This is a genomic window from Vibrio sp. JC009 (assembly GCF_029016485.1).
Lineage (GTDB): Bacteria > Pseudomonadota > Gammaproteobacteria > Enterobacterales > Vibrionaceae > Vibrio.
The window spans coordinates 2,961,949-2,978,065 of the sequence record NZ_CP092106.1; the positions used below are offsets into that span (position 1 = coordinate 2,961,949).

Here is a 16,117-nt window from a genome sequence, read left to right on the forward strand (position 1 = left end):
GGAAATAACATAATGATTACTGAAGATCAGTTGGAAACTCAATGTCTGGAGTGGTTTACCGGGCAAGGTTATCTCTACAAAAACGGCTATGATATTGCTCCTGATGGGGATTCGCCTGAACGAGAAGATTATCACCAAGTCGTTCTAAAACAACGGCTATTAACTCAACTTGAAGTCATCAACCCAACTGTTCCACAGGAAGCGCTAAGCCGGGTAGTTACTACCATAACCACTCCAGAATCTCCGATCCTGATTAAAAATAACCGGGGTTTCCATAAGTACGTCATAGAAGGGGTTCCTGTTGAGTTCACTGCTATCAAAGGCGGCGTTCCTGTCACAAAGCATACGCATGTTTCCCTGATTGATTTTAATAATCCTGACAAGAATGAATTCTTGGTTGTAAACCAGTTCACCATCACAGGAACCAAAGGGAATCGCCGCCCGGATGTAGTGGTGTTTATCAATGGATTACCTATTGCGGTGCTGGAGCTTAAAAATCCTGCTGATGAACACGCAGACATTTGGAATGCGTACAACCAGCTCCAAACCTATAAAGACGAGATCGCAGATCTATTTGTATTTAACGAAGCTCTGATCATTAGTGATGGATGGACTGCTCGTGTGGGATCATTAACCGCAAACAAAGAACGGTTTCTTCCGTGGAAAACAGTCTCATCTGAAGATGACAAGCCGTTGCTAGAGTTTCAATTAGAAACCATGGTTCGAGGCTTTTTTAAGCAAGAGCTGTTATTGGACTACATCCGCTACTTCGTTCTTTTTGAAACGGACAATGACAACATCATAAAAAAAATAGCCGGATATCATCAATTCCATGCTGTGCGTGCCGCCGTTGATGCCACTGTGCTTGCGGCCAATAAAACCGGGAATTTTATTGAGACGGCCATTCCTGCATTAGATAACATTAGACAGGGCTCTGGTAAAGCGGGAGTGGTATGGCATACCCAAGGTAGCGGTAAATCTATCTCTATGGTTTGTTATGCCAGCAAGCTTCTGCAACAGCCTTTAATGAACAACCCAACTATCGTTGTAGTCACAGATCGAAATGATCTTGATGGACAGTTGTTTAATACATTTGGCATGGCTCAGGAGACGCTTAAGCAGATCCCGCAGCAGGCCGATGATCGAGATGAACTAAGGGAACTGCTTTTAGGTCGTCAATCTGGTGGGATTATCTTCACCACTATCCAGAAATTTGCTCTTTTAGCGGAGGAAACAGAGCACCCGGTGCTATCTGAACGAGCCAATATTGTTGTTGTCTCCGACGAAGCCCATCGAAGCCAATACGGGAACAAGGCAAAACTTACAAAGATCAAAGACGAAAATGGCTCTGTAATGGGTCATAAGTACGTTTACGGTTATTCTAAGTATATGCGTGACGCTTTGCCTAATGCCTCGTTTATAGGCTTCACAGGGACGCCTATCGCTATGGATGACAAGGATACCCGAGGTGTCTTTGGTGATTACGTTTCTGTGTACGATATCCAAGACGCTGTGGACGACGGTGCTACCGTGCCTATTTACTACGAATCACGTCTTGCGAAACTGGATATCAACCAAGAAGAAATTGACGAGCTCAACGATCAGGTAGACGACGAGATTGGTGAGGATGAAGAGACTGAATCCCGCGAAAAGATTAAATCCCAATGGTCTGCTCTGGAGAAGTTGGTCGGGGCCAAGCCTCGTGTAGAGCAGGTTGCCAAAGATTTGGTTGAGCACTTTACTACCCGGACTGCAACCTTTCCCGGCAAGACGATGATAGTCGCAATGAGCCGTGAGATTTGCGTTGATATCTATGATGCTATCGTTGCTCTGAAGCCGGAGTGGCACAATCCAGATCCTGATAAGGGGGCGATAAAGATCGTTATGACTGGTTCGGCAGCGGACAAGGAGAAGCTTCAGCCCCATATCTACGATAAGAAGACCAAAAAGCTATTTGAGAAACGCTATAAAGACACGGAAGATGAACTGCAACTGGTTATCGTACGTGATATGTGGCTAACAGGTTTTGATGCGCCATGCTGTCATACCATGTATGTCGATAAGCCGATGAAGGGGCACAACCTGATGCAGGCAATCGCCCGTGTTAACCGGGTGTTTAAGGACAAACCCGGCGGGCTAGTTGTTGACTATATCGGCATCGCAAACGAGCTGAAAAATGCTCTAAAAACCTATACCAATAGCCAAGGTAAGGGGCAGCCAACCGTTGACACAGCAGAAGCGTTTTCTGTTCTGATGGAAAAAGTAGATATTGTCCGAGGGATGTTCGCAACTCCTGTTGAGGGCTCCGTATTTAATTACCGCCCGGATTATGAGACCGATGCACTTAGGTTGCTTCCGGGGGCTGTTAACCACCTATCTGGCCTGACTAACGCTAAAGGCGAGAGAGATGGTAAGCGTCGTTTCCTTGATGTAATGGCTGCATTGATGAAAGCTTTCTCGCTTTGCAACACCATGGACGAAACACAGGGATATAAAAATGAGATCGCGTTCTTTTCAGCAATCAAAACCGCCTTTATCAAGCATTCTACGGTAGACAAAAAACGTAGTGATGAAGAACGAAACTCTGCTCTGAAACAGATTCTGGACAACGCTGTTGTGGCTGAAGGTGTTGATGATATCTTTAAGATGGTTGGGCTCGACAAGCCAAACATTGGCCTGCTTTCTGAAGAGTTCCTTGAAGATGTTAAGCACATGAAGGAACGTAACTTGGCAGTCGAGCTTCTGGAAAAGCTACTTCGGGATGAGGTAAAGGCTCGGATGAAAAATGATGTGGTTCAGGAGAAAAAGTACTCTGACCGTATCATGGGCACCCTAAAAAAGTATCATAACCGGAATATTGAAACTGCTCAGGTTATTGAAGAGCTGATCCAGTGGGCCAAAGAGATGCAGGCCGATGCTGAAATGATGGGTAAGTTAAACCTTTCTGTAGACGAGATCGCTTTCTACCGCGCTTTGGTTACCAACGAGGCTTCTGTTAGAGAACTCGGTGATGACAACCTTCGAAAGCTTGCGATTGAGCTAACTCACCAACTTAGGAAGTCTGCTACTGTTGACTGGCAAAAGCGGGAGAGTGTTCGTGCTCGTATGCGTAACCTTGTCCGCCGACTTCTACGCCGTTGGAAATACCCACCGGATGCTGCTGAGGAGGCTATCAAGCTAGTGCTTGAGCAGGCTGAAGTGTTGGCTGACGAGTGGTATGCCTGAGTTAAGCCGTGTATCTAATAAGGTGTAAGATATATAGATACACGAGTGACTCACAATGTTAAAAATGCTGCGATCACTCTTTCTCTAAACTGCCCCAGATTAATCTCGCTTAAGCCGGTGAGAGGGTTCGGAGTTGTGCCCACCGTTGTATTGGAACCTGTAGGTGTAGGTGATGGCGTCTCTGGGCCCCAAAATAGGTCACCTTCTTGTTTTGGCGGTTTTCCGGCCTTGGGCTCTGATGTACTTGGGGTGTCCAGCGTACTATCTCCCGGACAAGGGGGGGCAGCTTTATCCGCTTTGATATACAGACAAGAGTCGGGAATATCCTTCTCAATTTCTTCTGCAAATGCGACCAGGCTTTCTTCAGCAAAAGTGTATAACCAGGCCTGCTGGTTCAAGGCATCGTTAGTACGTAGTACTCTACCTAAAACCTGTCGGAAATAGAGTTCTGTTTTGACGGCACTTAAGTGGCAGCACACTTGTAAACGAGGAATGTCTGTTCCTTCACTGATCATTCCAACGCTGATTATCCATTGCGTATCCCCATGCCTAAATTGGTCTATTGTATCTAATGGTTTATCATGATGATAAGTAACGATTTCAGTAGACTGGTTGTATACCGTCGACAATATTTTTTGTATATCAATGGCATGCTTAACGGATGCCGCTACAACCAGCCCTCCGGCATTTGGATTGTCATACCGTATCTCTTTTAGTTTTTGGCAACCTAATCCCAGCAAATAGGTCATTGCTTCTTTGTTATGCAAAATGTTTTGATACGATACCGATGATTGCTTCAATAGCTCTAAGATGGAGGAGTAGTTTTTTGTTTCTCCATCATCTGAAACGGAAAGCTGATCGTTGTCGACCAGCACTATTTTGGGTGCCCGGCATACATTGTCTCTGATCGCTTGTTTAAGTCCGTACTGATAGTCACACTTAATATCCCCGTCCGGATAAATGTATTCAACCAAAGTAATAGGCATCAAGTCCGAACGCCAGGGTGTTCCAGTGAGTCCCAAGGTGTATTTAGCGATACCGGAAATCTGCGAAAGGATCTGCTCTCCCCACACATTTGCGTTTTCTAATTCATCTCCTGAGCAATGATGAAGTTCATCAAATACAGCTAGCACACGATATTTCTGTAATGTACTCCAGAAGCTTTCTTTCTGATACTTCATTGATTGATAGGTAAAGGACGCTCCGAGTGCACCCAGGCCTCCGTGGAATCCACAGTTTAGTTTCCACGCAAAGGTTCCTTGTATGCCCTGAGCGATAGTTAGGGAAGGCGAAAAGCAAAGAACCAGGTCTATTTCATCGGCTTCAAGCAGCCTTTTTGCTACCTCTGCAGCCATGACTGTTTTACCTGCACCGGGTGTCGCTTGAACTTGAAAGTGGCGCTTACCAGATAAATAGTTTTCAACTGCAAGGGATACGCTTTCAGCTTGCCAGTTCCTTAGCATGACGACTCCGCGCGTTGTATTAGGCTAATAGCGTGGTTTAGGGCATTGACTTTAACAAGATATACAACAGATTGCTCTCGTGATTCTTCCGACTTAGTGAGTAGCTCTGTTTCAATATCCGGTAGCCGTTCGGCAAGATGTCGATATTCATCGACTTCTGTCAGTGCTATCTTCAGTTCCACTTCAAAACGTAACTTTTCTTGTATTAGGTCATTTAAATTACTTTTCTCGGAACTACTGGTTGTCTCTAGTGCACCAGATGTGACTGTTCGAGTACTTGGTGTAAATTCAGTAGCATGAAATAACTCGGTTTTGTGATAAGTCGTTTTCCTTCCTTTGCCTTTAGTTGTGACCAAACCCAGTTGTTTTAGCTTCAACATATGCCGGTATATAAACTTTCTTGCATCATGTGTGCTAGTAAAATCTCTTGAGGATTTAATTAGCTCGTTTCTAAATTCAGGTATGGTTAAACCATCTAAATTCTTATCTATCAATAAGATGTAAACTCTATTATTAAGATATGACTTACCACTCATCGTCATTTTAACTCGTTACAGAAACTAAGGATTGCTTAGTATACAGAAATAAGCAAAACTAAGAAAATCTTAGTTATGTAGAGACTAAAGATTATGAAAGATAAGTGTCGTCCAATAACCCAATCCCATTGCGTCTTAAAGAAGCACGAAAAAAAGCAAACATATCCCAAAAAGAGCTTGGGATACGCATAGGCATGGATGAAAGCTCGGCAAGTCCACGGATGAATCAGTATGAGAAAGGCAAGCATACACCGGATGTGCAGACTCTGAAGCTGATAGCAAAGGAACTAGGAGTGCCTCTGAACTACTTCTTTTGTGAGGATGATACTTCGGCTAAGTTGGCTATCGCGATTTCGAAGCTATCTTCCATGCAGCAAGAACAGCTCCTGGATTACGTTGATAGCCTCTTGCCCAAAGAACAACAAGAACAATAGGCTTCAAGGTGATTAGTTTTTTAAGAGTTCAAGCAAATAACTGTTACGACTATTAGCATTACTGGAATGCTCTGTAATTTCCTTGAAATCTGCTGCACTACCTACAATATGTATTTCATCCTCAGCCCTTGTAATTGCAGTATAAAGCCATGACCTATCTACAATTTTAACTTTGCTTAGTACAACGATGATGCGCGAAAATTGAGAGCCCTGGGCTTTGTGGAGGGTTACTGCATAACCCAACTCCATGCAGTCCAGCACCGATTGAGTGACTTCAACTTTTTCGCCGGTATCTAGCGTTACTTCACCGTAACTATCCCCCGATGACTCCACGCTTGTTAGTGCACCAAGAGTTCCGTTCTGAATTCCTTTGTCGTAATGGTTTTGCGTAAACAAGATGGTGTCATTTAATTTAAGGTTCAGGAAAAACCGATCACCATGTAACTGAAACTCTAGCTGACGCCCATCCGGGTTCACCGCTTCTTGGGTAAGTTTATTGATTTCAGAAACAAGAGCTTTCGTAGGAGCCATGATACGGCTGTTTCCTGGCGATTGTTGGTAAAGCTCACAACAAATCTGAGCAATATTTTCCTTGCCTGTCTCATGAAAATGGATAGTACCGGTAGTCAGTCGTTCTGGCACCTCACCTCGATTGATACATTTTGAATACTCGGGGATACCCGTTACACCTTCCTGCCGTTTCACAATGTCCAGCATGGTGTTAGCGATGGTTTTTGCCGCCACGATATCAGCAAGTACTTTACCGCAACCAATAGGGGGGAGTTGGTCCGGATCACCTGCCAGAATGATACGCACCGATGGATGAATGTGATTGATCAGTCGATACATGGTCGGCAGATCAACCATACTGGCTTCATCAATCACCAATAAATGGTTTGATTGATCTGCATTCAGCTCAATAGGTTCATCTCTGAGTAGCTTTGCAATCGTTGAAGTAATAAAACCGATGGACTCATGTAACCGCATGGCAGCACGGCCACTAAGCGCAGCAGCATGTATTTCAAACCCCATTTGATGATAAGCACGCAACACCGTTCTAAGCACAGTTGTTTTTCCCGTGCCAGCACCACCGGTAATACAGCTTACCGCATTATCTAAACAGGTTATGACCGCTTCCGTTTGTTTTTTGGTTAGTTCATAGGGCAATTCATTTGCCGCAAAACAATAGGCAGCATTGGCGCGATCGTCATAGAGATTGTCTTGGCTCGCTAGTGCTTTTAGGCGCTTGGAAACGACATTTTCCATGAGTAATTGCGCCGTTGGATGGTATGTGCCAGTTTCAGGATTAAGAATATATTGCGCCTTGTCATAGCCCGCCTTGAACGCTTTAACGACCAGTTTTTTATCTTTGAGTAATTTGCTTAAGCAAGGGCGCACCTTACTATGCATCGTATAGGTATGGCCTTTCTCTATTTCTTTCCGAATTGCAATTTCAAGGGCAGCGCTTAGTCGCCGGTCATCGCTGCTTTCAACCTTAAACTCTAAGTCACTGTTTGTTGCTAAGGCATCAACGTCTTGATACAACATACCAAACCCTACTAATACATAGGGGTTCTGTCTTATCGCCTCAATGGATTGTTCACCATGATGCTTTAACAAACGTTGTTGGACACTGGCAGGAATTTTTTGTTCAGTCATCCAATTGCAGTGAGCTAGGTTCTTGTACTTAGCATACCCTTCAAACAAAGCAGTAATGGAACCTTCACTCAGAACGCTTCTAAGACGCTCTCTCGATTCAACGGTGTCATATTTCAAGGTGTTATGGAAATCTTTGCCTAGAAACTCCCACAGCGCTCTTGCTTTACCTTCACCGATACCTTTAAAGTCACTTTCTCTGGCAATAAAACGGATTAACTGCTCACTGGTTTCTGGCAAGCTACATTCAATATGCTCTGGTGATTCGTAGGTATGCTGTTGCATCACATAATCACCCATGTCCATATGTTCTATCCGTCTAGCCCCTTTCACCGACCAATGCTGACCAACGGCAGGCTGCACAGGGATTGCATCGGGAGCAGCCTTTATCGTGACATAGTATTTGCCGCTATTGGTCTTGTAGGAATTTTTATTAAGCGGTACACCGCTAAATATCACCATGTCTGATGAGGAAAAGGGGATACTGGTGACACGTAACCGGTCCTCATGTATGGAAAGTGTCATCGAGGCATGAATCCCATTTCTGATAAGGTTTCAGACAGCTCACCAAAGCGCTCAAGCTTGCGTTCCAACTCCTTCACTTTGGACTTTAGCTCAATATTCTCAGCTTCCAGTGAGGACAGGCGCTTGTCATCCCGCGCCCTTCTATTTGCCGTATTGTCATACTGTTTAGGCTTATCCGCAGCATTCTTGGCCGACTCGGTTAGAGGTGGCAACACCCCTTTATCACGTAGATTCTCTTCTAACGCTTTCAGGGCTTCGCGCAGTGCTGGATTTTGGTTCAGTGCCGACTTACCACAGCCGACTGCTTTTGCAACCTCACCTCGATTTAGCTGCCCCCGGAACACGATTTGCTTAAAGTCATCGTTGGTCTGAGTGGCTTTCCACACCTCAAATGCCTCAAGGTTTTGCTGTGCCTTTTGCTGCCCATTTGCCATAACAGATCCTATTCACTCTTGAGAATTCGATAAACGGTTTGCCTAGAAATATTCAAATCCAGAGCAATATCTTTCTTTAAATCTCCCTTAGTGGCTCTCTCACGGACTATTTGAATAATTTCTTCCGTGATGACCTTGGGCCGACCAACGTGTTTTCCTTTCCGCTTGGCTGCAGCCATACCTTCTTTTTGCCGAATTGCGATCAACTTACGTTCAAAACTGGCAAACGCCCCTAATAAGTGAAGCGACAGCTCTGAGAATGGGTCGTCATCGCCAGTAAACTTTAACTTCTCAGTACAAAAGTGAACGGAAGCACCTTTGTTGGTCACTGTATCCACTACCCCCTGTAGGTCGATTAAATTACGAGCTAACCGGTCGATACTGTGTACATACAACTCATCTCCCTGACGAATATAATCAATACATTCAGCAAGCACAGTGCGCTCTTTGCGTGACTTGCCGCTTTTGCGCTCCGTGAATATTTTATCAAGCTGTAAATCGCTTAACTGTCTATCAACGTTTTGCTCTGAACTCGAAACTCTAACGTAGCCAATTTTTTGTGTTGTCATAGTGCTTGCGTGAATCTTTTATATGTAACATAAACCCTACGCCTTATGTTACCGAGCGTCAAATTATTACTCCCCAACCTTTTGTTACATACAAAAATAGCACCTGTGAGAGTGCTATCAGTATGTAACAAAAGCATACCTTAGGTTACATAGCTATTTGTTCTTTCTATGCTGACGGTTTAAGGCACTGAGAGGCTTTTCTAGCATCTCCAGCATTTCTTCATTCTCTAGCGCCTCCACAGGATCATCCAATGATTCTATGCCCGCATTATGAAGATAAGCATTGTATTGCCAACGCACGAAGCGAGCCTCGTAACGCGCAGTTTTTTCTTTTTCACGTTCGAGCTCAGCTTCCAATCTTTCTACCTGGTTTCGCAAATACTCGACAGAATAATTGGGGACAGATTCTACTTTTTCTTTGAGTTTTTCTTTGCGTTGCTGGAAAGCCAACTTAATTTCAGCCTTTGACGACAGACTTTGTCGGGTAACACCACCATGAATATTAAAGAGTTCAGTGATTTTTTTTGTCAGCAAGTCCCATGTGAGTTTGCCTTGCCAGGTATCTATAAGAGCAACAACCTGAGAAATATCTTCATGAGTAATAGTAAGTTTAGGCATGGCTATAACTCCAGTAACTTGAATACATCATTGGCAACTTTTTCCGCCTCAACTTCCACACCGCCCACATCAAATCCTTTGTCACTTAACGCTTCCTTCACTGGTGAAGGATCATACTGCTCGGGGATGCGGATAGGGGTTCCATCGGGAATGCGCTCATCCTCAAGTAAAGTGATTTTTGTTTTTATATGAGCCAAACGCCAAGCGTGACCAGACACCCAACGATCCGCTCCAAAAATACCTCGCTCATGATCTCTGGATGCTTTTTCAAATTGCGTTTCTACTTCCTTCTCTCTTTTCTTTAATTGATCCAAAGAGCTACTGAAACCTTTGATACAAACCATCTCTTTACAAGTTTCACAATCACCATGCCTACCGCAAGGTGCCATAGCGTAATCGTGTTCACATATACCTAACTCAGTTACGATTGCCGCACCATCGAGATCCTTGCCAATATCTTTAAATGTAACAGGCAGGTTTGCTTTTATTTTGATAGGAATCGTAATCTCATCATCATTCATTAATAAAGCGACTTCACGTGCCTTTTCTTCCTGAGTCCGATGATCGTAACTGCGGTTGTCCGTTAGCTTTGCCCGGCCAGACCAACGTGCCAGCACTAATTCATCCATCCCGCCAGACTGCGCTTTGGTATTGAGCCAATGTCGAGGCTGATGAGTAGTCAAATAAGGAAAACTGCCATCTTTTAGTCTAAAATCAGTTCTCTCAAAAATAGACTTATATCCCTTGCCGCTACTACCGGATAATCTATTGTTAATCTCAGTAACCGTTGGTAACCTGAAGCTAAAAAGTGTAGGTGAAGCCGTTTTGTGAAATTCATTCTCTCTATGCAACAGTAGAGATTCCGTAACATTGGCTTGGGGTTGCCTATTAGAAAGCACCGGAAACTTTTTGAACGAGTGAATACTCTGCTGGTATAAAGTCTCCCCTAAAGCTCTAAAAGTTACATTACCATTATTATCTTCTCGAATCTTATTGATCCATTTATTAGCAGGAAAGCTTGTCAGCCCTTCATTGTTAAAGCCCATAACACCTTTAAACTGTTCCACCGTCATTGGCATATCTGGATTTAACAGCTCATCACTACGTAGTCCACCTGTAAGTGGAAGTACGTATGGATGATCAATCGCAAACTGTGCCATCTCCCGGGCGGGATGACCAATTCGAACCAGGCGTTCATAAGCTTCTAGCACGGCATCTTTCATGCAGTCAGGTACCCACTTCACTCCAGAGTCACCGCCTTTAGCAGGATACCAACGGATACCAAGCTTTTCTTCGCCAGCTTTATTGGTTTCCCATACAAACGGATTTAATGTCAAATCTAGCAACTCGCCTGCCCGAGATGGCGCAACCATTAAAAATACAAACAAAGAACTGTAGTATTCCGCTTCTATATCTAAATTAGGTGCTTCACGGAAAAAATCAGCCAATAAATACATTTCGTCATCTGTGGGTAACTTTTCAGACTGAATTTCTTTAAATTCATCGGTTAAAAAAATGGTGAAATCTTTCTGCTTTGGATAAATGTTTGCCCATGAAGGCAAGTTCGGTATGAACAAGTTTTTGCGACAAAACGTAAGAATTTTCTCTAGCTGGTAACCCATTTTATTAGCCACCATGGGACTCATCCCTTCGCCTGTTACTACCGTAGGGATATGAGCCAGCCCCCGGCCATCAAGCTTTAATAGGTCGGCTTCACCATATATATTTAGTAATACTTGTTCCAAAACTCTAAGAGCAAGAAGTCGAAAATGGGGTTGAAGAAATGGTTGTTCAGTATAACTGTACTTGATATAGGCTTTTGCAAAATCAATAAATGGCGAGGACAACGATTCATATGATGCTGAAGGACTTCTCTCTCCGAGCTTTGAGAAGCGTGCTCGAACAGGCTTATCACCTCTGACAGTTTCCCATCGGTTCATATCCCAGAGGGGTATACCTGATTCACCATCAACCTCACCATAAGACCCAAACGCTGTTAGTTTTTCTTTGCAAAATTTAATAAAAGCATCCAGATTTTCTTTCGCAGTTTGTGTTTGCTTGGGAGAAAAATACACAACATTACTATTCATCGCTTCCCCCTTAGTGTTCGCGTTCTTGCTTCATTTGGTTGCATTGTGCTACTACGTCTTCTACAGCAAGAATTAAGCGGTCTTTGGTTGAAGCGTACTGGACACTTCCGGTTTGCTTAAGGCGAACTTCCTTTTCCTTGTATAGGTCTGACAGAAACTTCTCGTGAGGGGCGTAGAGAAGTGGTCTGAATTTATCGCATAAGTAGCATGCCTCATAACCCAGAACACAAAAATCATGAGTACCACAGGCACCAACTACTTCACAGTCAGAGTTAGGGATACGCGCACTAGGGTCATCACCGCGTTCCCCTTCGCTAGGTTCTTCAATTATTTTACCTTTAAAGGCGGCCGCCAGTGGTGCTAATGCTGGCCCCATAATTTCATCAACATACGTTGCTGTTTCGACAGTATTCTCCGTATAAACACCAGCATTTTGAGTATCGGAATGGTCAAGAGCCTCTGCAATGACCTCAACGCTGATACCTTTCTTGCCGAGATTAGTGCCTCTTGTACGTCTGAAGCGTCTAGCTGAAATGCGCATCACATCGCCAGTCCGCTCGCTGATAGCAAACTGCTGTTTAGCGAAGTGCTCTAACATCATTTTTAAAACAACAGTAGGTGCATGAAATACATCGGTTTCCAGCATTTCTGAAGTAAACAAGCCTTCTTTTACAAATTTTTCTAACAATGTCCAATCAACAAACAGGGGGATTTGCATGATTTGTTCTTGCGATAATTTCATGCTAACTAGAGATTCAAACCGCTTACGATTTTGACTCCCAAGGTTTTGAAGAGTTAGGTAAAGTTCTTCATTGATAGTAAGGGTTCTCATTGCTTCGCGAAAGCCAATACCAACCTGCTTCGCTCTTGGAATATTGAGCTTATAGTTGATAGTCTTATTGCCAGTGACGTCATTGATATCAGAGACTTCCTCCCTAATATCGTTTAGCTTTAAGTAGGAAAGTTGAATCGGTCTGCGAGCGGTTGCCTTAAGCAATATAATATAGGTAAAGGCATCTAGAGTAATAGCATCACCTTTGAACAAACGAATGAGCTCTGCATCCAAAGCCAAAGCTTCATTGTCGGTAAATGCTCCGGTATATGGGCATCGATTGGCCACAGCCTCGCCTTTGACGCATCCTTTCAATCTAAGTGATTCAAGGTATTCGACTACTTCACTAGACACCCCTTTGTAACCCCAGTCATGCCAACTAACTAAGAAAGCTCTTAGGCTGCCTAAATACCATTCGTGCCTTTCATCCAGCATCGCTCTCCAATTCTTAAGCGCGAAAAGATCAACTTCAAGCGCATTTGTATCGCGAATAAATCTTTGGAAGCGTAAATACATATTTGAAGTATGGCCAGCTGACAGCTCTTCAGCCACTCGAGCTAATGCTTTCCTAAAAGATTCGAGTACTGTTGAGTCAATAGCTAAAACGTCATCAGAAAAACTAATAGTTATGTTTTTACTTAGAGCCCATAGATTACTGTACATATCAAAACTGTACCCTAATTTCGATACCCTTATTTGGCTTGGTAAAAACCGAGGATGTTTTACCTTCATGTCTACCTACCCTTTTTTCACAACTTCTAATCCTTGCTTCAAAATATCTTGCATTGTTTCTTGTTCTTGTAATTGAATCCTGTCTGCTTCTTTTTTTACATGGCGCAGGGTGTAAGGTGCAGCCGATTTCGGATCACTATGCCCCATCACATGCATACGCATTTTTTCCTCTTTTGCCGATGGTATGTACGTATACCCTTCAATTCCTTCTTCAGCTAGCATGTTGTTTTTATCTATTTTATCGGAAAGCCTGTCATTATAGTTGTGTCTAAAGAAGTAAGGATAAATGACCGAAAACTTTCGATCGACCGCTCTCAATGTAGGAATGATAGTATTTTCAAATGTGGAATAAGACACTGGTTCACCTTTTGTTTTTCCATGATGAGAAACAAATAGGTAGGGGTGCATCTTGGCCTTGAGTGTTTTTTTGCGATAATTCATGATGTACTGATTAATCAGTTTTGCTGTATCCTCTTTAAGTATCAACTGACGTTCTTTGGTTTTGACTACAGGTTGATCTGTTCGCGTATCCAAAACATCATCATGATTTCTAATAACAAAAAGGCTTTTTGGACCTATCCCAGATAAGGTCATGGTATTGATTGGAAGAGAAAGCATTTCACCGACTCGAATCCCTGTTTCATCCATAAGACGAAGCATTAAATCATTACGCAACCGGACAGCCTTGTTTTTGAAAGGATTCCGATCACTATCGTGTCGTGATACTGCTATAAATTCCTCTAATATTTCAGAAGGGATCCCCTTAGTGGTACGTGAATCCGTAGTACTCCCTTTTCGTCCTCTTGGTCTCGTTCTTTTCAGCGACTTTTCCATCAACTCAATCGCTTTAACCGTATCCATGGTGCTAATGCGTTGAGTCGCAACTTCTGCAAGAAATGTGAGATACATAGCCACCGAAGTTAGTCGGTTATACTGTGTGTGTTTACTCACAGTGGCTTCCGAGTCAACTATCTGAGGCATACCGCTAAGGCTAATGACCTTCTTTTTCAGTCTTATCTTGGCCTTTTGATAACTAATATCCAGCGACATATGATGGCGGATCTTTTCAAGATCTTTATGGCTCAAAAACTGCTTCTGCTGAAATTCAGAAAAAAGACTTCGTTTTTCCCTTTCCTCCCATTCCAGAAACCATTTCAGGTGCTCTAAGTGATTCTCTATCGTGGAAGCTTGTATGTTAGCCGGACGGAGTTTTACTGTATTCCAAAGCGTTGAATAAAAATGAGGCATACCGTTTTCTTCTTCAAGAAACACATAACGCTCACCTTCAGAAAACCTCACTTTCTTCAGTTTCAGCATCTAAATACTCACTTTTATTTTTACTCTTTCAATACATAAAGTATTGAACTAAAAACCAAAAACGCAAGTAAAGCTGTAAAAAATAAAAAACCCAGCAATTACGCTGGGTTAGTAACTATATTCTCGTTTATTTTTACATTACTGAAAAAAACGTAATCTAGAACGGAATGTCGTCATCAAAGTCCATTGGTGGCTCATTGTATTGCGGCTGCGCCTGTTGTGGTGCTTGCTGCGGAGCAGGTTGATGCGCAGGCTGTTGCTGTTGCATTGGCTGCTGCTGAACCGGCTGCTGAGGCTGTCCCCAACCGCCCTGCTGCTGACCGCCACCCATAGGTGCGCCCTGACCCTGGCCACGACCGCCAAGCATCTGCATTGTGCCGTTAAAGCCCTGAACTACAACTTCTGTTGTATATCTGTCCTGGCCGCTCTGATCCTGCCACTTACGAGTCTGTAGCTGACCTTCAATATATACCTGTGAGCCTTTACGCAGATATTCACCCGCTACTTCAGCCAGTTTTCCGAACAGAGCCACTCTGTGCCACTCTGTTTTCTCACGCTGTTCACCTGTTGCTTTATCACGCCAGGTTTCAGAAGTTGCTACTGTAATATTTGCCACAGCACCGCCGCTTGGCATATAGCGAACTTCAGGGTCTCCCCCAAGGTTGCCTACTAAAATTACTTTGTTTACTCCACGGCTTGCCATGTTCTGCTCCGTTTAGTCCGAAAATCTATAAATATCGTTAAGGGGGGCAAGGATAGCACGTAACAATCTAAGCTCAAATCATCAAGCAGACAGAATTACACTGTTTTTTATTACCCGCTGTTTTTAAACAACTTATTGCATCAACGAATCTGCCTTCTTTTGCGATAAGCCAGATAAGTTTTCCATTGATGTTTTTATAAGTTACTTATGAAAAAGGGAAGTCAAACGCAAAACTAAGCCCCAAACCCATTCACTTATAACATTGCGGCTTATACACATTTAGTATGCATTCTGTTGGCAATGATTCAGCAAGGAGGGGTCGAATGCTCAATGAATCGCATCTGTTTTATATTGAACCGGACAATGGAGAAGCTCATTTTCCTGCCTTAAAACAGTTAGAACAATTACAGTATGCACCAGCAAGAATACCTTTTAGCGAACTGCCACCACTCTTATCTTCCGAAGTCGTCAATTATATTATTATCGAATTCAACATGGCGCTTCACAGCATCCCGTTTTTGGAAAACACCCTGCCCAACCCGAACATCTGCCATACCATCGTTTACAACGCACCGGACAGAATAGTCACATCCGAACTGATCAAGCTGGGGCATATAAAAGGCTACTTTTGTACCCATGATAGTGAACCTGACCTTCTGTCCGGTGTTCAGTCCATTCTGGAGGGAGACTATTCGCTGTCTGATAAGATTTCATGCCAGCTTCTGAGCTACTATCAATCCGTAGTGCTAAGGCACACAGAACCGCACTTTATCAACCTGACCAAAAGAGAAATCGAAGTGCTTCAGTCACTGAAAGCCGGCATGTCTAACAACCGGCTTGCCGATGAACTCTATGTCAGCGAACACACAGTGAAGTCTCATCTTTATAAAATATTTAAAAAATTAGGAGTAAGAAGCCGGAATCAGGCAATCGTCTGGGCACACAAATTTCTGCCCTGATGAAAAATTGACGGCATTATGAGA

At 43.4% G+C, this 16,117-nt stretch carries 13 protein-coding genes; 3 read left to right on the forward strand and 10 right to left on the reverse strand.

Features of this window, described 5'->3' with window-relative positions; all coding sequences use genetic code 11:
• The first annotated feature begins 12 nt into the window (after positions 1 to 12).
• Positions 13 to 3,225, forward strand: a complete 3,213-nt coding sequence (locus L3Q72_RS13190; RefSeq protein WP_275130395.1) for a type I restriction endonuclease subunit R — start codon at positions 13 to 15, stop codon at positions 3,223 to 3,225.
• A gap of 50 nt (positions 3,226 to 3,275) precedes the next feature.
• Here the strand turns inward: L3Q72_RS13190 and L3Q72_RS13195 are convergent, their stop codons facing one another.
• Entirely contained in the window at positions 3,276 to 4,688 is a 1,413-nt protein-coding gene (locus L3Q72_RS13195) for a DEAD/DEAH box helicase family protein (protein WP_275130396.1), read from the reverse strand.
• Positions 4,682 to 5,230, reverse strand: coding sequence for a phage tail tape measure protein (locus L3Q72_RS13200; RefSeq protein WP_275130397.1), 549 nt, complete (start codon positions 5,228 to 5,230; stop codon positions 4,682 to 4,684). Before L3Q72_RS13200 ends, L3Q72_RS13195 begins: the two co-directional genes overlap by 7 nt.
• Before the next feature lie 98 nt (positions 5,231 to 5,328).
• Between L3Q72_RS13200 and L3Q72_RS13205 the strand changes: the two genes are divergently transcribed.
• A complete protein-coding gene (locus L3Q72_RS13205) occupies positions 5,329 to 5,658 on the forward strand; it encodes a helix-turn-helix transcriptional regulator (protein ID WP_275130398.1) in 330 nt (109 codons plus the stop codon).
• 12 nt (positions 5,659 to 5,670) lie between these two features.
• Here the strand turns inward: L3Q72_RS13205 and L3Q72_RS13210 are convergent, their stop codons facing one another.
• The 8 genes from L3Q72_RS13210 to L3Q72_RS13245 form a co-directional block, all read right to left on the reverse strand.
• Positions 5,671 to 7,839 (reverse strand): AAA family ATPase, encoded by a 2,169-nt coding sequence (locus tag L3Q72_RS13210; protein WP_275130399.1) that lies wholly within the window; start codon positions 7,837 to 7,839, stop codon positions 5,671 to 5,673.
• On the reverse strand, positions 7,836 to 8,273 hold the full coding sequence (locus L3Q72_RS13215; RefSeq protein WP_275130400.1) for a VPA1267 family protein: 438 nt from the start codon (positions 8,271 to 8,273) through the stop codon (positions 7,836 to 7,838). Before L3Q72_RS13215 ends, L3Q72_RS13210 begins: the two co-directional genes overlap by 4 nt.
• A gap of 8 nt (positions 8,274 to 8,281) precedes the next feature.
• Positions 8,282 to 8,842: a recombinase family protein gene (locus tag L3Q72_RS13220; RefSeq protein ID WP_275130401.1), complete on the reverse strand. Its 561-nt coding sequence runs from the start codon at positions 8,840 to 8,842 to the stop codon at positions 8,282 to 8,284.
• 153 nt (positions 8,843 to 8,995) lie between these two features.
• Positions 8,996 to 9,460 carry a hypothetical protein gene (locus tag L3Q72_RS13225; protein ID WP_275130402.1) on the reverse strand — a complete coding sequence of 155 codons (465 nt, stop codon included), beginning with the start codon at positions 9,458 to 9,460 and terminating at the stop codon, positions 8,996 to 8,998.
• Between the two features lie 2 nt (positions 9,461 to 9,462).
• Positions 9,463 to 11,550, reverse strand: coding sequence for an integrase (locus tag L3Q72_RS13230; protein ID WP_275130403.1), 2,088 nt, complete (start codon positions 11,548 to 11,550; stop codon positions 9,463 to 9,465).
• A gap of 10 nt (positions 11,551 to 11,560) precedes the next feature.
• Positions 11,561 to 13,114, reverse strand: coding sequence for a site-specific integrase (locus L3Q72_RS13235; RefSeq protein WP_275130404.1), 1,554 nt, complete (start codon positions 13,112 to 13,114; stop codon positions 11,561 to 11,563).
• Positions 13,115 to 13,120: 6 nt separating this feature from the next.
• Positions 13,121 to 14,431, reverse strand: coding sequence for a site-specific integrase (locus L3Q72_RS13240; RefSeq protein ID WP_275130405.1), 1,311 nt, complete (start codon positions 14,429 to 14,431; stop codon positions 13,121 to 13,123).
• Between the two features lie 157 nt (positions 14,432 to 14,588).
• Positions 14,589 to 15,134 carry a single-stranded DNA-binding protein gene (locus tag L3Q72_RS13245; RefSeq protein ID WP_275130406.1) on the reverse strand — a complete coding sequence of 182 codons (546 nt, stop codon included), beginning with the start codon at positions 15,132 to 15,134 and terminating at the stop codon, positions 14,589 to 14,591.
• A gap of 323 nt (positions 15,135 to 15,457) precedes the next feature.
• On the opposite strand from L3Q72_RS13245, the gene L3Q72_RS13250 reads away from it, so the two are divergent.
• The gene (locus L3Q72_RS13250) at positions 15,458 to 16,093 is read left to right on the forward strand and encodes a LuxR C-terminal-related transcriptional regulator (RefSeq protein WP_275130407.1); all 636 of its coding nucleotides are present in this window, start codon (positions 15,458 to 15,460) and stop codon (positions 16,091 to 16,093) included.
• Positions 16,094 to 16,117 lie beyond the last annotated feature (24 nt).